This is a genomic window from Flavonifractor hominis (assembly GCF_040095835.1).
GTDB lineage: Bacteria > Bacillota > Clostridia > Oscillospirales > Oscillospiraceae > Flavonifractor > Flavonifractor hominis.
Genome location: NZ_JBBMFT010000002.1, coordinates 1 through 19,827, shown reverse-complemented (window position 1 = coordinate 19,827; position 19,827 = coordinate 1). Strand labels below are relative to the sequence as shown.

The window sequence follows — 19,827 nt, the reverse complement described above, 5'->3', positions numbered from 1 at the left end:
TATTGGAAAAAAGCGGTCGTAACCCGGCGCTGTCCGTGCCCGGACGCCAGGTAAAAAAACAGCGTGGGAGCGGCAGATGCCGCTCCCACGCTGCTGTTTGCTTACTGCTTGGAGAACTGGTCCTTGCCCACGCCGCACAGGGGGCAGACCCAGCTGTCGGGCACATTCTCCCAGGCGGTGCCGGGAGCCACGCCGTTTTCAGGATCGCCCTCGGCGGGATCATACACATAGCCGCAGATATCGCAGACGTACTTATCCATACTCATAAACTCCTTTTTTCGTTTCATTGATAGTATCACCACCGCGGGAAGGAAAGATACCTTGCTGAACAGGTTCCTTTGTGGTATGATACATTCAATTTATAACACATCGGGGGACACCGTGAATATTGGCAAAATCACGATAAATACCAAGTTGGCACTGGCTCCCATGGCAGGAGTGACGGATTTGGGTTTCCGCACCGTCTGCCGGGAGCTGGCCGACGTATATACCATTACGGAAATGGTAAGCGCCAAGGCGCTGTGCTATCAGGACAAAAAATCGCTGCCTCTGCTCCAGCTGGGACCGGGAGAACACCCGGCGGCGGTGCAGCTGTTTGGCAGCGATCCTTCCTGTATGGAGCAGGCCGCCGGCATTGCTGCTGAGCGCTCAGGGGCCGACATCATCGACATCAACATGGGCTGTCCCGTGCCCAAGGTGGCTAACTCTGGGGACGGCTCAGGGCTGATGCGCACCCCGGAACTGGCGGTCAAGGTAGCTGAGGCGGTCATCCGGGGCGCCGGCGGACGGCCGGTGACGGTAAAGTTCCGCCTGGGCTGGGACAAGGGCTCCATCAACTGTGTGGAGTTCGCTCAGGCCATGGAGGGAGCCGGAGTGGCGGCTGTGGCCGTCCACGGCCGCACGAAGGTACAGATGTACTCCGGCCGGGCCAACTGGGACTACATCCGCGCGGTGAAAGAGGCGGTGTCCATCCCGGTCATCGCCAACGGGGATGTCTTTTCCGCCCAGGACGCGGTGCACATCCTCCGTTATACCGGTGCGGATATGGCCATGATCGGCCGCGGCTGTTTCGGAAACCCCTGGCTGTTTCAGCAGGCCCAGGCCGCGCTGGAGGGGCGGGAGATCCCGCCCCTGCCCCCTCTGGCCCAGCGGTGCGACATCGCCGTGCGGCAGTTTGAGCTCTCCGCCGCTCAGAAAGGAGAGCACATCGCCTGTCTGGAGGCCAGAAAGCACTACGCCTGGTACCTCAAGGGGGTACCCTACGCAGGCTATTATAAGGAGCAGATCAGTCATCTCTCCACTATGGAGGATATCTATCAGGTAACAGCGGGCATCAAGCGGGACCTGAAGTAACCGGCCCCGGCAGGAAAGGCAGGTGAGGAAGGTTTGTCAGAGGAACAGGAGTTGGTGCATCTGGCCCGGCAGGGCAATCAGGATGCCTTTGCCGCTCTGGTGGAGCGCAACCAGAGCCGGGTATACAACCTGGCCCTGCGCATGACCGGCAATCCGGACGACGCGGCCGAACTGAGCCAGGAGGCCTTTCTCAACGCCTGGCGGGGACTGGAGAAGTTCCAGGGGGAGAGTTCCTTTTCCACCTGGATCTACCGGCTGACCAGCAACGTATGCATTGACTTTCTCCGCCGGGAGAAGCGGCGCAGCACCCTTTCCATGACGGTGTCTCTGGATGACGAGCAGCAGGCCCGTCAGGCCGAGCTGCCCGATGAGCGCTACAGCCCCCATCAGCAGGCCGAGCGCCAGGAACTGCGCCAGACCATCCAGGATGGCTTGAAGACTCTCTCGGAGGAGCACCGGCAGGTACTGGTGCTCCGGGAGCTGGAAGGTCTGTCCTACCGGGAGATCGCGGCGCTGCTGGATCTGGAAGAGGGAACGGTCAAGTCCCGCATTGCCCGGGCCCGTCTGTCTCTGCGCAATTATTTGCTCCAGCGTGGGAACTTTTCCGCGGGAGCGTCGTCCATATAACCGACTAAGGAAAGGAGGGATGCGGCATGCAGGAGTGTGAAGCGGCGCTGGAGCTCATCAGCGCCCAGCTGGACGGAGAACTGACGGCGGAGGAAGCGGCCCGGCTGGAGGCCCATCTGGCCCAATGCCCCCAGTGCCGCGCCCTTCTGGCCGACCTGACCGCTCTGCACGAGGCCATGCCCCGGCAGGAGGTCCCGCCGCCTGCCGGCCTGAAGGACGGGGTGATGGCCCGCATCGCGGCGGAGACACCCATTCCCTTCGCCCCGCCCGCCCGGAAAAAGGTTCGCTGGAAGGCCTGGGCTTCGCTGGCTGCCGTGTTGGCCATCGTCCTGGTGGGCAGCGGTCCGCTGCGGGAGTGGAACGCCGCAGGCAGTCCGGCTTCCGACCTGGCGCGTACCCAGCTCCAGGCGCCGGCAATGTCCGACGTCGCCGGCAATGACAGCGCCCAGGCCCCCGAAGACGAGTCCTCCCAGACGGGAAGCGCCTCGGACGTTTCTCCCAATACAGCCACTGTCCAGGACGAACCGGAATCCGCCGCGCAGCCCCAGCAGGCTTCCGCGCCCCCGGTTAACGAAGCCGTACCGGAAGACGCCGGTGGTGCAGCACAGCCGGATAGCCAGGTTGGCTTTACCAGTCAGTCCGAGAAGCAGGCGTCCGGCGCATCCGGCGGCACCCAGCCCCCCGCAGCGCCCACTGCGCCCGCGGCGGAATCCGCCCCCACGCCCCAGCCCTCCCCCGCTGAGGATCCCAACGGCCTGCGCTCTGCATCTCCCCTCACCATCGCTCCGGCTGCAGAGCCTGCCCCCAGCGCCACTCCCACTGTCCTCAGCGAGGAAGAGGCACGTGCGGCGCTGCTGCTCTGGCTGGAGGAAGAAGAGAACGGCGAAACCGATCCCCAGGCCTCTCCACAGCCCGCATCCATCGAGGTGACGGGTCTGGGCCTGTCCTCCGACGGGAAGTTCTACCGATTCCAGCGCGTCTGCGAAGAAGGGGAAAACGCCACAATCGTTTACCTGGTATCCCTGGACGGAAGCGAGATCCGAACCGAAACCCCGTAACAAGCACGGCCGGCCTTTGCCGGCCGTGTTTTTTTGCCTTTTGTGCGACGTTTTTCCCCCTGTCTGCGTAGTTTAAGTGAACGGCTCCACGCAATGTCCACAAAAGGAGGGAGTTCTGTATGCAGCCGCAGCCGTGCCCCGCAGAGGCCATGGTGGAAAAATACGCCTCCATGGTCTACAAACTGGCCTTCGCCCGTACCCGCAGCCGGGAGGAGGCGGACGACATCTTTCAGGAGGTCTTTCTCCGTTACGTCAGCAAGGCCCCGGTGTTTGACAGCCCCGCCCACGAAAAAGCCTGGTTTTGCCGGGTGACTATCAATTGTTCCAATTCCTACTGGCGCAATCCCTTCCGCCGGCGCACCGCGCCGCTGGAGGCGGCCGAGCACTGTATCCAGCCCGGCCCGGAACCGCCGCCGGACGATCTGGATGCCTGTCTGGCACGTCTGAGCCCGGAATTGCGGGTGACAGTTCATCTCTATTACTACGAACAGTACAGCACACCGGAGATCGCAGCCCTGCTGGGCAAATCGGAGTCCGCCGTACGCACCCGCCTGATGCGGGCCCGGCGGCAGCTGCGAGAGGATCTGCAAGAAGGGGGTAGTTCCTGTGTTTGAACCAGAGTATCGCGCGCAGTTTGATTCCATCAACCCCAGCCCCGCGCTGGTGGAGGCCACCAAGGACCGGGTGCGGACCGCATCCTCCAACAGGGAGAAGCCCCGCCGCCATCTGACCCGCCGGGGACTGGCCGCTCTGGCCACTGCCGCCGTCCTCACCGTCACCGCCCTGGCCGCTGGCCCCACCCTCTGGCAGGCCATCCAGAACGACTTGGGGAACCGTGCCTCCTACGCCACGCAGGTGGAGGCCGCCTGTGAGGACCAGGGCATCCGCATCGAGGTGCTGGCCGCTCTGGCGGACACCCGGGTCACCCGGCTCTACTTCACCGTGCAGGATCGGACCGGGGCCCTTTTGGACGCGGACACAACAAGTGATCTGATCCTCTCCCAAGAAACCGGCGGGCAGTTTGACTGGGGCAACGGAGGCAAGGGCCTGGAGGTGCTCTCCTACGACCCGGAGCAGCATCTGGCTACCCTGGTGTACAGCCGGGGCACCGCCGACCTGGCCGGCACTCCCCCCACCCGGGTCCGCCTGGACGCCACCTATTTTATTCCCGGCCACAGGCAGGCGGAACTGGTGCTGGACCGGGATGAACTCCCCACCGAGACCTTGGAGAGCACCGTTACCGACGCCGGCACCACCGTCCTCCTGTCGGACCAGAACCCCATGGTTTTGGGGGAGGATGGAGATGTGTCCATCTCCTCCATAGGTTTTGCCTCTGATGGATCTTTCCACATCCGCTTTGCCCAAGGGGAAAAGGTCTCCCCCATCACAGACGGCGAGTGCCCCTTCCGGGTGGATTACTACCTATACGACCCGGAAAACCCCGAGCGCTGGCCAGATCAGGGCGTGGGTAACGCCATCTGCACCGCTGTGGAGGGAGGGTGGGACTTCTGCCTGCCCAGTCTGACGCCGGACACCTTGGAATACCTGGACCTGCTCTGTCTTTCTGCCGATTACTCGGTGGCGGGGGGACGGATTGAAGGAAATTGGGCGGTCACCGTACCGGTGGAGGTGATGGATCTGCGCACCGCCGCCCCAGCGGAGCCGCTGGTGCTCCCCTACACCCAGAACGGGGAACAGCCCTACGGCCGGGCCCATGACGCCCAGCTGCACCAGCTCACCGTCTCCCCCCTCAGCGTCTGCGCCGACTTTACCACACCTGAAGGGCAGGAAGCGCCCTGTATGCTCAACGGTGCTGAGCTCTCCCTCACCGTCACCATGGCCGACGGCACCGTGCTTGCCCCTGCCTATTACGACGAGGTGTGGAGCCAGCAGGCAGGCTGGGTGATGTGGGAATTTGAGGACCCCATCGACCCGGACCAGTTGGTCTCGGTCACCCTCAACGGCCAGACCATCCCCCTCTCCTGACCCTCAAAAGCCCCGGCGCAGACGCGCCGGGGCTTTTTGCGCGATTTTTCTAAAATTCCAGTTGTATCTTATCTCCATTTAATGTATAATCAACAATAACAGTGATCCAGTCCCTCGGGAGCGCTGTTACCCGATTCCAAATGTAAGGAGAGGAAACAAGAAATGAGCTATTCCGTACAAAATATCCGCAATGTCTGTCTGCTGGGCCACGGTGGAAACGGTAAGACCTCCCTGGCTGAGAGCATGCTGTATTTGACCGGCGGAACCGTGCGGCTGGGCACCCCCGCCGACGGCAACACCGTTTGCGATTATGATCCCGAGGAGACCCGTCGCCAGATTTCCATCTCCACCGCAGTGGCTCCCATCGAGTACAACGGCTGTAAGATCAATGTGCTGGATACTCCGGGTTACTTTGATTTCTCCGGCGAGGTCATCGAGGCCCTCCACGTGTCCGACGCCGCCATCATCGTCTGCTCCGCCAAGGGCGGCATGAGCGTAGGCGCTGAGAAGGCGTGGAAGCTGTGCGAGCGCCGCGGTGTGCCCCGGGTGATTTATATTTCCAAGACCGACGAGGATAACTCCGACTATAACGCCGCCTTTGACACCCTGCGGGAGCGTTTTGGCAAGAACATCGCCCCTGTGGCCGCCCCCATCTGGGATGCGGACAAAAAGGTCATCGGCTTTATCGACGTGCTTCATAAGCGCGCCTTTGAAGCCGGTCCCAAGGGCGAGCGTGTGGAAATCGACGTGCCCGAGGACAAGAAGCCCGTGCTGGACGAGCTGTACGACGCCCTGAAGGAGTCGGTGGCTGAGACCAGCGAGGAGCTGATGGAAAAATATTTCTCCGGTGAGGACTTTACCTATGCCGAGATGATCCAGGGCCTGCGGGCGGGCGTGAAGGATCTGTCCCTCTTCCCCGTGGTGTGCGGCTCGGCCGTCACCGGTCTGGGCACCCGTATGCTGCTGGATACCATCGTGGAGCTGCTGCCCTCTCCGCTGGAGGGCCGCCCCCTGATGGGTGAGAACGAAAAGGGCGATCTGGATGAATTCGTGGCCTCCCCCGGCGCTCTGCCCTGCGCTCTGGTGTGGAAGACTGTCTCCGACCAGTACGGCAAGTATTCCTTCGTCAAGGTGCTCTCCGGCAACCTGAAGCCCGATATGCAGGTGGTCAACTCCCGTACCGGCGCTACGGAGAAGCTGGGCCGGCTGTATGTCATGAAGGGCAAGAAGGCCGAAGAGGTCAAGGAGCTGGAGTGCGGCGACATCGGCGCTATCGGCAAGATGGACAAGGTCAAGACGGGCGATACCCTCTCTGATCCCCGCAAGGTGGTCAAGATGGAGCCCATCCCCTTCCCCGAGCCCTGCTACTCTGTGGCCATCACGCCCAAGGCCAAAGGTCAGGAGGACAAGATTGCCGCCGGCCTTACCCGTCTGAACGAAGAGGATCTGACCTTCAAGTGGGTCAACAACGCCGAGACTCACCAGATGGTGATCTCTGGCACCGGCGATATGCAGATGGACGTGATCGTCTCCCGGCTGAAGAGCCGCTTCGGCGTGGACGCCGAGCTCAGTGAGCCCCGCGTCGCCTACCGGGAGAAGATCCGTAAGAAGGTGGAGGTCCAGGGCCGCCACAAGAAGCAGACCGGCGGCCACGGCCAGTTCGGCGACGTGTGGATGCGTTTCGAGCCCGGCGATACCGAGGAGCTGCAGTTCTGTGAGGAAGTCGTGGGCGGCGCTGTGCCCAAGAACTACTTCCCCGCTGTCGAAAAGGGCATGCGGGAAGCTGTGGTCCATGGTGTGCTGGCCGGCTACCCCGTGGTGTATCTGAAGGCCACCCTGTTTGACGGCTCCTATCACCCGGTGGACTCCTCCGAAATGGCGTTCAAGACCGCCGTACAGCTGGCTTACAAGGCCGGTATGCCCCAGGCCAGCCCTGTGCTGCTGGAGCCCATCGGCGAGCTGAAGGTCACCATCCCCGACAGCTATATGGGCGACGTCATCGGCGATCTGAACAAGCGCCGCGGCCGCGTAATGGGCATGAACCCCGACGGCGAGGGCAACCAGATCGTGGAGGCCGAGGTGCCTATGGCTGAGATGGGCCGCTACGCCATCGACCTGCGCAGCATGACCCAGGGCCGCGGTTCCTTCACCTTCCACTTTGTCCGCTATGAGGACGCTCCTCCTGCCGCTCAGGAGAAGGCCATCGAGGCCGCCAAGGCCATGCAGGACGAAGGCAATTAACAAATTTGCAAAAGCCCCCCGGCACAGCCGGGGGGCTTTCTTGTTGGCGGCAGGGAGAGCGGCCTCAGGGGCCCCGCCAAAGACGGGGCGGCACTTTGCGCCGTTCAAGCGTTTTGGGCCAACGGCACAAAACCTTGATGCCGGGGCCATTCACTTGCCCCGAGCAGATCAAATAACGCCCACAGGGCTCCCGGCGGAACCTGTTCCGCCGGGACAGACGCTCCTCCTGCCGCTCAGGAGAAGGCCATGCAGGACGAAGGCAATTAACAAATCTGCAAAAGCCCCCCGGCACAGCCGGGGGGCTTTTTTTCGTCCGGCACTGTACACGGCACGGACAAAGGCTTATAATGGACCGGCAAAGGAGGATACCATCATGCAGACAACCCAACGCCTGATGCAGTACATACAGAACAGTCCCAGCCCCTATCACGCGGTGCGCAGTGCCGCTGCACTACTGGAAGAGGGCGGCTTTATCCGCCTGGAGGAAGGTTCTCTGTGGGAACTGGAGCCCGGCAAGGGATACTACACCACCCGCAATCAGAGCAGCCTTATCGCCTTCCGCCTGCCCCAGCAGGCCCCCACCGGCTGGCGTATGACCGCCGCCCACAGCGACAGCCCCACCTTCTATGTAAAAAACGACGTACTGGAGGGGGACAAGCGCTACATCCGCCTGGCCACAGAGGGCTACGGCGGCATGAACTGCGCCAGCTGGCTGGACCGCCCGCTGACGGTGGCCGGCCGTGCCGTGGTCCGCACCCCGGAGGGGGTGGAGGGCCGCCTGGTCTATCTGGACCGTGACCTGCTGACCATTCCCAGCCTTGCCATCCACCAGCAGCGGGACGTGAACCGTGGCCACGACTACAACGCCCAAAAAGACATGCAGCCCCTGTACGCCCTGGCGGGTGCGGAATCTCTCACCACTCTGCTGGCCCGGGAACTGGGCTGTGGAGAGGAGGACATCCTCTCCACCGACCTGTTCCTCTGCCCCCGGCAGGAGCCGGTGCTGCTGGGCGCCGGCGGGGAATTCTTCCAGGCCCCCCGCATCGACGATCTGGGCTGCGCCTATGCCACGCTGGAGGGCTTTCTGAACGCCAAGCCCCTTGCCGACGCAGGTCAGGTCTACTGCCTGTTCGACAATGAGGAGGTGGGCAGCGGCACCCGGCAGGGAGCGCTGAGCTCCTTCCTGCCCGACGTGCTCGCCCGCATCGCTCAGGTCCTCTCCCTCAGTCCCCAGGCCCAGCAGCTGGCCCTGTCCAACAGCCTGCTGCTCAGTGCCGACAACGGCCACGCCGTCCACCCCAACTTCCCGGAAAAGGCCGACCCGGCCAACCGGGTCTACCCCAACGGCGGGGTGGTGGTCAAGTATTCCGCCAACCAGAAGTACACCACCACCGGCCTCACCGCCGGTCTGTTCCGCGCCATCTGCCAGCGGGCGGAGGTGCCGGTGCAGATCTTTGCCAACCGGGCCGACGAGCCTGGCGGCTCTACCCTGGGCAACCTGCTGGGCCGGGCGGTGAGCATTCCCATGGCGGACATCGGCATGGCCCAGCTGGCCATGCACGCGGCGGTGGAGACCGCAGGCAGCCGGGATCCGGAGTACCTCTCCCGGGCGTGCACCGCCTTCTTCCAGGCACAGTTCACCCAGACCAGTGACGGCTGCTACCGTCTGAATACGCCCTAAACCTGTAAAAGGGCCGCATCCCGGTGGGATGCGGCCCTTTTTTATTCCTTGTGGTCCTCCACGATGGCGCCGCTGCGGTAGGCCCACAGCAGGGCCATCAGATCGTCGATCTGCTCCTGGAGCTGGCGGCCCACGTCGGTGCCCGCGATCTTCATGCGGGACTCCAGCCGCTCAAACACCACCGAGGTGGAGGCGATGTCCTGGTTCTCCCGGATGGCGTTGGCCCGCCCGGCAAAGGGCTCATGGGAGACCAGGCGGAAGCAGGCCGAATTGTAGATCAGGGTATACCCGGCGATGCCGGTGGTCTTCTGGTAGGCCTTGCAGAAGCCGCCGTCGATGACCAGCAGCTTGCCCCCGCCCTTGATGGGGCTCTCCCCCTTTTTGGACTTGACCGGGATGTGGCCGTTGATGATGTGGCAATGGGGGCCCTCCAGGCCGAACTGCCGCAGCATGGCGTCGCAGACGGCGGGGTCGTTGTAGAACTGGTAATAGGGATTTTTGGGCTCGGTCCAGGTGGACTCGTCCAGAATGAGACGCCGCTCAAAGGTGGTCATCCGCTCCCGGCCGAAGATGGGGCTGTTGCGCCCGGCCCACAGGAACCAGAGGAAGTCCATGCCGAACTCCCGCTCCTCGCTCCCCGGGCGGCTGTAGTAGGCCCGGCGGGCGGTCTGGTCGGCATAATCCAGGAAGGCCTTGCCGCTCAGCGGTCCCTCCCGGGTCTCGAAGGTCATGAACTCCCCTTCCGCCGTCATGGGGATGCAGCCGTGGAAGAGCAGGTTGCCGTTGAACACCTTGTACAGGCTGCCCTTGGAGTAGAGGAAACGCACATGCCGCTGGAGCTTTTCGCTGTGGCGGAAGGAGGCGGTAAGCTGGTTGATGAGGGTGTTTTCCTCCGGTGTCAGGGCGTAGGGATCGGTCCGGTCCACGGTGGGGAAGTCGGTGTCTTCCAAGGGATAGGTGACCCCCTGAAGGGTGATGCAGCGGTGGGCATAGTCGATCTTGTCCAGCAGCAGCCGGTCGTCCATGCCGAAGGCGGGATTGCGCCGGATCTTCTGCCCCTCCAGCTTGAAGAGAATGATGGTAATGGCCTTGTACATCCGGGCCGCCAGGAGCTTATCCCGCTCGGTAAAGTTGCCCGCGTCCTCTCCCGAGAGCTTGACGGCAAAGCAGTGGGTATCGCACCCGCCGTACACCTCGTTGGCAAAGTCGGACAGGGGCCGCAGAGAGATGCCGTAACCGGTCTCGATGACCTCCAGATTGTTGTAGCGCAGGGAATTGGCCAGCACCGTGGCCACCAGCGTGCGGGACCCGGACGCCGCCCCCATCCACAGGATGTCGTGGTTGCCCCACTGGATGTCCACGCTGTGGTACTCCAGCAGCGAGTCCAGAATGATGTCCGCCCGGGGGCCCCGGTCAAAGATGTCCCCCACCAGGTGCAGGTGATCCACCGCCAGGCGCTTGATGAGCTCGCACATCTGTACCAGGAAGTTGGAGGCCCGGTCGATGTCGATGATGGTGGAAATGATCTTTTCGTAATAGTCCCGCTTATCGTTGTCCCCGTAGTGGGTGTGGAGCATCTCGTCAATGATGTAGGCGTACTCCGGCGGCATGGCCTTGCGGACCTTGGAGCGGGTGTACTTGGAGCTCACCAGGCGGCAGACCTCAATGAGCCGGTGGAAGGTGATGCGGTACCACTCCCGCATGTCCTCCGTCTCCCGCTCCACCTCCTCCAGCTTCTCCCGTGGGTAGTAAATGAGGGTGGCCAGCTGGTCCCGCTCGTGTTTGGACAGGGTTGCGGCAAACAGGTCGTCCACCTTCTCCCGCACCACGCCGGAGGCCGAGTTGAGCAGGTGGAGAAAGGCCTCATACTCCCCGTGGACGTCAGAGATAAAGTGCTCGGTCCCCTTGGGCAGGTTCAGGATGGCCTGAAGGTTGATGATCTCGGTACTGGCCGCCTGTACATTGGGGTACTGCCGGGCCAGCATCTTCAGATAGTGCAGGTGTTCCGGCTGGCAGGTGCTGATGGGCGTCATGGACAAAACCTCCCTTTTGCGCTTTGTTCCATTATCCCACACGGACCGGCCGGCTGCAAGCCCTCCGGCTACGGAATCTGTACGCTGACGCCGTTGACCTCCACGCCCTCTTCCGCCCGGATGAGGATGTATTTCACCCCGTCAATGATCCGGGTCTGCACCAGGTCGCTGCGCTCGGGGCTGACCTTGATGACCACGTCGGGCGTGGTCACCTCCAGCTTGTTTTCCACCAGGTTCCGGGGGCTGAGGGCGGTGTCCGCCCCGAACTGGTCGTCATACTGGGTATCGAACTCCTCCACATGCTTGTCCGACACACCGCAGGAGCGGAGCACGCACTTCACCGCCCCCTTGGACAGCGTCAGCGGTTCTTCCTCGCGGTTGTCCTTGTGCTCCTGGATGAGCTCGCACAGCTGGTCGTGGACCGCCTGCACCACGTCGTAGCTGCACTCCTCCCCCAGGGTCTCCTCCAGCATGCTCTGGAAGGTCTCCTTCTGGGTGTCGGCCGCCATGGGCACCGGACACTGAAACACCGCCTGCACAAAATCCGGATGGGCGTCGGCGCTGTCCCGGGTGTAATAGAGCGCGCCGTAAAGATTGGTGGTGCGCTCGTCAAAGGCGGGAAAGAGGAAACCCAATTCCGGCGGCGACACCAGCCAGTCTGCCGCCCGGTTATGGAACTCATTCTCCCGCACCTGATAGCTCAGGGCGGGCTTGGTCTGCTTGACCGGGCAGATGCTGCATAGGATGTGGGAATAGACCTCGGCGGAGGCGTCGTCCTGCTGCTGGCCGTCCTTGGCCCGGTAGGGCACGTCATAGGTGTCGTGGACCAGCAGGATGAGATAGTTGCCCTCCATCTGGACCGCACCGATGACCTTCTGAAAAAAGGCCTGTACCGCCTCCTCCTCCCGCAGGGCGGAGTCCCGCAGGGTCATGAGCAGCTTGTGCTCCTCCCCTTGTGCCACCTGACGGGTGGCAAATTCCAGGGAATGCAGGTTTTTCCCCAGCGTTCCCGACAGGGTCCGCCGCAGCAGGCCCAGGCAGGTCTCGGTCTCCTCCTGGCTGAGCAGGGCCAGGGACTGGTCAAACTGGGCCACGATCTCGCCGATCTCATTGACATAGCAGCCCCGGATATGGGTGATCCCGTTGCGCTCAGGCCGGAAACGCCGGCGCAGCTCCCCCACTTCTTTTTCGTTCATATGTACTCGGCTCCTTTCCTGACTGCCGTCCAGTTTAGCCGGAAGGAGCGCCTTTGTCAACGGTCCTATTGGGTCGAAAAAGGGCCGGGGCCCCACATCCGATCTGGATGAGGGACCCCGGCGGAAACAAGGAAGGGTGAACGGTATTTGCTAAACTTACTGGGCGATCTTCTGGCAGAAGACCATCAGGATCTTGGCCATCTCAGCGCGGGTAGCGGTACCCTGAGGATCCAGGCGGGCGCCGTCCTTGCCGTTGATGATGCCGTTTGCCACGGCCCAGCTCATAGCCTGGGTGGCCCAGTCGGAGACGCTGGCGCTGTCCACAAAGGCGGCCAGGCTGCCGGAGGCGGAGGTGCCGTAGCCCTTATACTGAGCGTAGCGGTACAGCAGGACCACCAGCTGCTCGCGGGTCACGTTGTCGTTGGTGCCGAACAGGCCGTTGCCGTAGCCGTTGACGATCTTGGCGGACACGTTCCAGGTCACCGCGTCGGTGTACCACTGGCCGGCCAGCACGTCGGTGAAGCCGGACACACCGGCCGTGGCGGGCTTGCCTTCCATATTGTAGATGACCTGAGCCACCATGGCGCGGCTGGAGAAGCCGTTGGGATCAAACCGGCCGCCGCCCACGCCGCTCATGATGCCGTTGCGGCCCACATAGTTGGCCGCGTCGGTGTACCACTGGTTGGCGATGTCGTTGAAGGCAGGCCGCACGATGACCACCGGCGGGGTGGTGGTGCCGGTGTCGCCGGTATCGCCGGTGTTGCCGCCGTCGGTATTGCCGCCGTCATCGGGCTCCTGAACATCGCTGTAAGTCAGGCCAAAGCCTACGCCATAGTAGTTGCCTTCGCTGTCCTTGTAGGTGTAGCTGTTGCCGCTGGTGGTAGCCAGCACGTCGGCGTCCATGTACTTATCCTTGTCGTAGCCGGGCACGTCGTTGGGGGAGGCGCAGATGGCGTACTCGGTGGGCTTGCCGTCGGGACCGGTCAGGGTCTCATTGTGCAGCTTCACCACATCGTAGTTGGCGGGCAGGGAGACGGGCAGCTTGCCGACCGCCTCTACCTTGCCGGAGATGACGTCCAGCAGAGCGGGCTGCTGCGTGTCAAAGTGCGCGATGAGCGCATCGCAGTCGGGCTCCAGATTGTCCACGATCCACATGTTGTTGATGTTCAGCAGGGCAATAACCTTGCCGCCATTGGCATGGACCTTGTCCGAAATGGTGCTGATGCTGTTAAAGCCCTTCAGCGTGGTCATCTTGGTGAACTCGCCGGACAGGTTGCCGGTCTCACCCGAATCGTCGTTGATGGTGGGCACATCCAGATCCTCGCCCAGGCGCAGCTCGGGCACATAGCCCTCCGTGCCCTTGCTGGGATAGCGGATGGGATCCAGGAAGAAGTAGGCATAATCCGCCTTGGCGGGGTCGCTCGTCATGGTGTAGCCGGCATTTTCGAACATGGTGACCAGCTCGGCCGCCATCTCTGTGGTGGTCTCGTCGCCGTTGGCATCCATGTAGGTGGCATAAACCAGCTTACCCTTGGCCTTCTCTGCGGTCATGGGCAGAGTCTTGTCGGTGTTCTTCAGAAGCACCGCAGACTTCTGCTGGACCTCGTAGGCATGGCCGGTGGCCTTGATCTCGGAGACTACCTTCTCGGCGTTATCGGGATCCGTGTAGGGGTTGTCAAACACGCCCAGAGCAATGGTCTCGCTCAGCAGGCGGGTGGCCGCCTCGTCCAGCCGCTCCTCGGTCAGCACCGCGTTGTCGGAGAACAGGGTGTCCTTGACGTCCTCATACACCAGGCCATTCTCGGTGCAGTAGGTCTTCATGGCCTCTTCGCCGCCGGCCTTGGCCTCGGCGCGCTCCACAGCTTCCAGCACAGAGGCCAGGTCCGTGGCGCCGGAAATGATGTCAGTACCGGCATTGAGCGCCATGGCGATGCGGGCAGGCATGTCGTAGACTTCCTTATCCACGCCCCAGGCCATGTTGTTGGTGATACCGGTGTCGGAGTTGACATAGCCCTCAAAGCCCATGATCTCGCGCAGCAGCTTCTGCAGGATCTCGGGGCTGTAGGCCATGCCCTTCTGGTCGTCAAAGGTCATGGTGTAGCCGTTGACCACCTGAGTGGCGGAACGCTCGTCGCCGGCGGCTACCGCGTAGTAAGGCATAATGGAGGAGACATTGGCGTCCACCGCAGCCTGGAAGGAAGGCAGGTGGTAGGTCGCCAGGGAGTTCTCGGTGGCATACACGTTCCAGCGGCCGTTCTCCTTGTGGGGATCGGTACCGTTCTCACGGGCGCCGCCGCCGGGGAAGTGCTTGACCGTCATGGCCACGCTGCCCTCGTTGACACCCTCGGAACCGTTCTGGAAGCCGATCACCAGGCGGGACATGATCTCGGCCACTACATCGGGCTTCTCGCCCCAGGTCTCATAGGCGCGGGTCCAGCGGGGATCGCTGGTCACGTCGGCCATGTACATATAAGCCTTGCGGATGCCGGTGGCCACCCACTCCTGGCGGGACTGGTCGGCAAAGGTGGAGATCATGTCATAGCCGGAGCCCTTCTCCTGGGCCTCCATGCCCAGGGCAGCGGCCGTCAGGCCCAGGGTGCCGGGATAGGTGGCAAAGATACCGGTGGCCTCGGAGAAGCCCACGGCAGCCTGGCCGCTGTGGTTGCGCTGGTTGGAGGTCTGCACGACAGGAATCGCCACATCGCCCGGGTCACCGGTCACGGCCAGATATTCCGCCGTCTGCTGCAGCGCGTTGTTGTACAGCGCCAGCTCGGAGGGGCTGGGGTTGGCGCGCTGAATGGTGTGGCGCATCTGGTTATCCACCAGAATGCTCAGGCCGGACTCGGGGATCAGGCCGCTGACAAACGCGTCGGTCTCGCTGGGATCGGGCAGGCCGCCGATCAGGTCGCCTGCGCCGCCTTCGGGAGACTCACCCGAGGCAATTGCGGCATTCAGGGTGTTGATCATGACCTGGCCGGCCTTCTGATCCAGAGGCAGCTTCTCTACCAGGTCCTTCACACGCTCGTCGGTGCTCAGGCGCCAGTCCTCAAAGGGATCCAGGACCTTGTCGTTGTCGGAGTCCTTGAAGTACTTGCCGTCCTGATAGATGACGCCCACGGTGGTCACAGCGATGGAAGGCTCGTCCTTGCCGTTTTCATAGACCACGGGCTCCAGATAAACCTGGCTCTCCACATCATCCACAGGCTCATAGGGCGCGGGGATGTAGTAGTTGTCATAGCTCAGGCCAAAGCCCACCTTGTAGGAATTGCCTGCGCTGTCTTTGTAGACATAGCTGTTGCCGCTGGTGGTAGCCAGCACATCGGCATCCATGTACTTGTCCTTGTCATAGCCGGGCACATCGTTGGGGGAGGCGCAGATGGCGTACTCAGTGGGCTTGCCGTCGGGACCGGTCAGGGTCTCGTTGTGCAGCTCCACCACGTCGTAGTTGGCGGGCATGGAGACCGGGAGTCTGCCGACCGCGTCCACCTTGCCGGAGATGACGTCCAGCAGAGCGGGCTGCTGGGTGTCAAAGTGGACGATGAGCGCATCGCAGTTGGGCTCCAGGTTGTCCACGATCCAGGTCTGGTTCATGTTCAGCAGGGCAATGACCTTGCCGCCGTTCTGATGCACGGTCTCGGCAGTGGTGGCAATGGAGTTGAAGCCCGCCACGGTGGTCAGAGACATGGTCTCGCCGGACAGATTGCCGGTCTCACCCGCATCGTCGTTGATGGTGGGCACTTCCATGTTCTCGCCCAGGACCAGCTCAGGCACATAGCCGGTGGTGCCGCTGCTGGGATAGCGGATGGGATCGATGAAGAAGTAGGCATAGGCCGCCTCACTGGGATCGTCGGTCATGGTGTAGCCGGCGCTCTCAAACATGGTCTTGAGTTCGGCTGCGATCTTGGTGGTGGTCTCGTTGCCCTTCTCATCCAGATAGGTCACATAGACCTTCTTGCCGTCGGCCTTGTCGGTGGTCATGGGCAGGGTCGCGCCGTCGTTCTTCAGCAGCACCGCGGACTTCTGCTGGACGTCATAGGCATGACCGGTGGCCTTGATCTCGGAGACTACCTTCTCGGCGTTGTCAGGATCCACATAGGCGTTATCGAACACGCCCAGGTCAAAGGCCTCACCCAGCACGCGGCCGGCTGCCTCGTTCAAACGCTCCTCGGTCAGCACCGCGTTGTCGGAGAACAGGGTGTCCTTGACATCCTCGTACACCAGCTCATTGGCTTCGCAATAGGCCTTCATGGCCTCTTCGCCGCCGGCCTTGGCCTCGGCGCGCTTCACAGCCTCCAGCACCTGGCTGAGGTTGCTCTGGCCGGAGATGATGTCCGTACCGGCGTTGAGCGCCATGGCTACGCGGGCAGTGGTGTCATACACACTCTTGTCAATGCCCCAGGCAGTACCCTCGGTAATGCCGGTATCGGAGTTGACATAGCCCTCAAAGCCCATGATGCCCCGCAGCAGCGTTTCCAGGATCTCGGGGCTGTAGGCCATGCCCTTCTGGTCGTCAAAGGTCATGGTGTAGCCGTTGACCACCTGAGTGGCGGAACGCTCATCGCCAGCGGCAATGGCGTAGTAGGGCATGATGGAACCGACGTTGGCGTCCACCGCGGCCTGGAAGGAGGGCAGGTGGTAGGTCGCCAGGGAGTTCTCGGTGGCATACACGTTCCAGCGGCCGTTCTCCTTATGAGGATCCGTGCCGTTTTCACGGGCGCCGCCGCCGGGGAAGTGCTTGACCGTCATGGCCACGCTGCCCTCGTTGACACCCTCGGAACCGTTCTGGAAGCCGATGACCAGGCGGGAGATGATCTCAGCCACCACATCGGGATCCTCGCCCCAGGTCTCATAGCCGCGGGTCCAGCGGGGATCGCTGGTCACGTCGGCCATATACATATAAGCTTTCCGAATGCCGGTGGCCACCCACTCCTGGCGGGACTCATCGGCAAAGGTAGAAATCATTTCATAGCCGGAACCTTCTTCCCGCTCCTCCATGCCGAGGGCGGCGGCCGTCAGGCCCTGGGTGCCGGGATAGGTGGCAAAGATGCCGGTCGCTTCGGAGAAGCCCACGGCCGTCTTACCGCTGTGGTTGCGCTGATTGGAGATATTGATATAAGGCAGGGTAACCGTATCCTCGCCGGTGGCAGCCAGATATTCGGTGACCTGCTGCATGGCATTGTTGAACAGGGCCAGCTCACTGGGGCTGGGGTTGTTGCGGATAACGCCGTGGCGGATCTCGTTGTTGTCCAAAGCAGAGATCACGCTGGTGCCCAGAATACCGCTGACAAAGGTCTTGTCGTCGTTCCCGGGCAGCGCGCCGATGATACCGCCGGCACCTTCATCAGGCGCCTGACCAGTGGCGTAGGCGGGCTGAAGCGCAGAGTGAATCATGAGCTGACCGGCACGCTGCTCCAGAGAGAGCTTGCTCAGCAGGTCTTTTACACGCTCGTCGGTGCTCAGGCGCCAGTCCTCAAAGGGATCCAGCTCCTTGTCGTTGTCGGAGTCACGGAAATACTTTCCATCCTGCTGGATCACATCCACGGTGGTCACGCCGATGGAGGGTTCCCCTTCGCCGTTTTCATAGATCACAGGCTCCAGATATTCCTGGCTCTCCATCGTACTGGCGGGCTCATAGGGGGCCTTGATGTAGCCGTCGTCCGCGTCCGCTGCAAAGGCCGGGGACGCCAGACTCAATGTCATGGCGGCAGCCAATGACAGGGTCAGGCAGCGCTGCCATCCCTTGCTCTTGGGATACCTATGTTTCATACACGAATCCTCTCCTTTTCTTCACGCCGGTTGTTTGGAACGCTCTTTCTTCTGCTCCCCCTTTCCAGATTGATTTTGTGTGCTATCGCTAGATATACTAACATTCTAGTTAGAGCTGTTAGCACAACTGCTGTAATTATACTAATCATTCTGTTGGAATTAGTCAAGGTAGATTAAAATAACTGCCCCCGATTCGTTTATAATGCACTATGTTTTTGCTTTTTTCTTTGTGCAGTTCAACGAACGCGAAACATTTTTCCTTTTTTATCCTGCGTTGACAAGGTCTTGCGCCCTGTTTATAATGTAGCCAAATGTGGCAAAAAGGAGTGAATCAGCACGATGCGTGAACTCTCTTCCAGCGTTATCACAGAGGCGGTGGCCCGGCTGTGCATTCAGGCCAACACCCGCCTGCCCCAGGATGTTCTGGACACCATTACGGCCGCCCGTCAGGCGGAGGACTGGCCGGTGGCCCAGGAAATCCTGGATCATATTTTGGAAAACGACTCCATCGGCGGGCAGACCCCCATCTGTCAGGATACGGGCATGGCCTGCGTATTCCTGGAGGTAGGGCAGGAAGTCCATATCACCGGCGACATCCACGCGGCGGTGGACGAAGGCGTGCGCCGTGGTTATACGGAGGGGTACCTGCGCAAATCGGTGGTATCCGACCCGCTGGAACGGGTGAACACCGGGGACAACACCCCCGCCGTGCTGTATATCGACCTGGTCCCCGGCGATCAGGTGCGCGTCACGGTGGCGCCCAAAGGGTTTGGCAGCGAGAACATGAGCCGCATCGCCATGCTCAAGCCCTCCGACGGGCTGGAGGGGGTCCGCCGCTTCGTACTGGAGACGGTGGATCTGGCCGGCCCCAACCCCTGCCCTCCCATTGTGGTCGGGGTGGGCATCGGCGGTACCTTTGACCGCTGCGCCCTGATGGCCAAGCGCGCCCTGCTGCGGGATATGGGTCAGCCAAGCCCCAATCCCTTCTACGCCGGCCTGGAGCGGGAACTGCTGGAGCAGATCAACGCTTTGGGCATTGGGCCCCAGGGCTTCGGTGGCCGCACCACCGCCCTGGCCGTACACATTGAGACCATGCCCACCCACATCGCCGGACTGCCCTGCGCGGTCAACATCAACTGCCACGTGTCCCGGCACGCAACGGAGGTGCTCTGATATGGCCAAATACCTCACTGCCCCGCTGACCAGCGAATGTGCCCGCTCCCTCCGGGCCGGGGAGAGCGTCTATCTCACCGGCACGGTCTACACCGCCCGGGACGCCGCCCATAAGCGGCTGTGCGCCCTGGTAGCGGAGGGCAAGCCGCTCCCCTTCCCCATTGAGGGCTCGGTCATCTATTATGTGGGCCCCACGCCCGCCCGCCCCGGCCAGCCCATCGGCTCGGCCGGTCCCACCACCAGCTACCGCATGGACGCCTACGCTCCCACTCTGCTGCGTCTGGGAGAGCTGGGCATGATCGGCAAGGGCAAGCGCAGCCCCGAGGTGATCGAAACTATGAAGCAGACCGGCGCCGTCTACTTCGGCGCCATCGGCGGCGCCGGGGCCCTGCTGAGCCGGTGCGTCAAATCCGCCCAGCTGGTCTGCTATGAGGACCTGGGAGCGGAGGCCATCCGCCGGCTGGAGGTGGAAAACCTGCCCCTCACCGTGGTCATTGACAGTCAGGGCAACAACCTCTATGAGACGGGCCGGAAGGCCTATCTGCAGGCCCGCGGCCTGCTCTGAAGGATGCAAAAAAGCAGCGCCCCCGCTAAATGCGGGGGCGCTGCTTTTTATTCTCTTCTCTCTGAATCCCTTGTGCCCGCTCAGGGCTGCTTGCCGATGTAGGCGAGGATGCCGCCGTCCACATACAGGATGTGGCCGTTGACGAAGT

General features: G+C 62.3%; 13 protein-coding genes. 9 read left to right on the top strand and 4 right to left on the bottom strand.

Annotation, left to right across the window (positions count from 1 at the left end; genetic code table 11):
• Positions 1-101 precede the first annotated feature (101 nt).
• Positions 102-260 (bottom strand): rubredoxin, encoded by a 159-nt coding sequence (gene rd, locus WMO45_RS04370; RefSeq protein WP_349139349.1) that lies wholly within the window; start codon positions 258-260, stop codon positions 102-104.
• Positions 261-381: 121 nt separating this feature from the next.
• Between rd and dusB the strand changes: the two genes are divergently transcribed.
• From dusB to WMO45_RS04335, 7 genes are all read left to right on the top strand, one after another.
• A complete protein-coding gene (gene dusB, locus WMO45_RS04365; protein WP_349139348.1) occupies positions 382-1,353 on the top strand; it encodes a tRNA dihydrouridine synthase DusB in 972 nt (323 codons plus the stop codon).
• Positions 1,354-1,386: 33 nt separating this feature from the next.
• Positions 1,387-1,980, top strand: coding sequence for an RNA polymerase sigma factor (locus WMO45_RS04360; protein ID WP_349139347.1), 594 nt, complete (start codon positions 1,387-1,389; stop codon positions 1,978-1,980).
• A gap of 26 nt (positions 1,981-2,006) precedes the next feature.
• Positions 2,007-3,038 (top strand): anti-sigma factor family protein, encoded by a 1,032-nt coding sequence (locus WMO45_RS04355; protein WP_349139346.1) that lies wholly within the window; start codon positions 2,007-2,009, stop codon positions 3,036-3,038.
• Positions 3,039-3,157: 119 nt separating this feature from the next.
• Positions 3,158-3,652, top strand: a complete 495-nt coding sequence (locus WMO45_RS04350) for an RNA polymerase sigma factor (protein WP_349139345.1) — start codon at positions 3,158-3,160, stop codon at positions 3,650-3,652.
• Positions 3,645-5,024 (top strand): hypothetical protein, encoded by a 1,380-nt coding sequence (locus WMO45_RS04345; protein WP_349139344.1) that lies wholly within the window; start codon positions 3,645-3,647, stop codon positions 5,022-5,024. The genes WMO45_RS04350 and WMO45_RS04345 overlap by 8 nt, the downstream gene beginning before the upstream one ends.
• Positions 5,025-5,186: 162 nt before the next feature.
• Positions 5,187-7,265 carry an elongation factor G gene (locus tag WMO45_RS04340; protein WP_349139343.1) on the top strand — a complete coding sequence of 693 codons (2,079 nt, stop codon included), beginning with the start codon at positions 5,187-5,189 and terminating at the stop codon, positions 7,263-7,265.
• 373 nt (positions 7,266-7,638) lie between these two features.
• Positions 7,639-8,946, top strand: a complete 1,308-nt coding sequence (locus WMO45_RS04335; protein WP_349139342.1) for a M18 family aminopeptidase — start codon at positions 7,639-7,641, stop codon at positions 8,944-8,946.
• 41 nt (positions 8,947-8,987) lie between these two features.
• Here WMO45_RS04335 and WMO45_RS04330 read toward each other — a convergent pair whose 3' ends face one another.
• The 3 genes from WMO45_RS04330 to WMO45_RS04320 form a co-directional block, all read right to left on the bottom strand.
• Positions 8,988-10,979: a fructose-1,6-bisphosphatase gene (locus tag WMO45_RS04330; protein WP_349139340.1), complete on the bottom strand. Its 1,992-nt coding sequence runs from the start codon at positions 10,977-10,979 to the stop codon at positions 8,988-8,990.
• Between the two features lie 68 nt (positions 10,980-11,047).
• Positions 11,048-12,175, bottom strand: coding sequence for a DUF4317 domain-containing protein (locus WMO45_RS04325; RefSeq protein WP_349139339.1), 1,128 nt, complete (start codon positions 12,173-12,175; stop codon positions 11,048-11,050).
• Between the two features lie 156 nt (positions 12,176-12,331).
• Positions 12,332-17,941: a glycoside hydrolase family 3 N-terminal domain-containing protein gene (locus tag WMO45_RS04320; RefSeq protein WP_349139338.1), complete on the bottom strand. Its 5,610-nt coding sequence runs from the start codon at positions 17,939-17,941 to the stop codon at positions 12,332-12,334.
• Positions 17,942-18,280: 339 nt separating this feature from the next.
• Between WMO45_RS04320 and WMO45_RS04315 the strand changes: the two genes are divergently transcribed.
• The gene (locus WMO45_RS04315) at positions 18,281-19,114 is read left to right on the top strand and encodes a fumarate hydratase (RefSeq protein WP_349139337.1); all 834 of its coding nucleotides are present in this window, start codon (positions 18,281-18,283) and stop codon (positions 19,112-19,114) included.
• Between the two features lies 1 nt (position 19,115).
• Positions 19,116-19,679: a Fe-S-containing hydro-lyase gene (locus WMO45_RS04310; protein ID WP_349139336.1), complete on the top strand. Its 564-nt coding sequence runs from the start codon at positions 19,116-19,118 to the stop codon at positions 19,677-19,679.
• Positions 19,680-19,827: the final 148 nt, after the last annotated feature.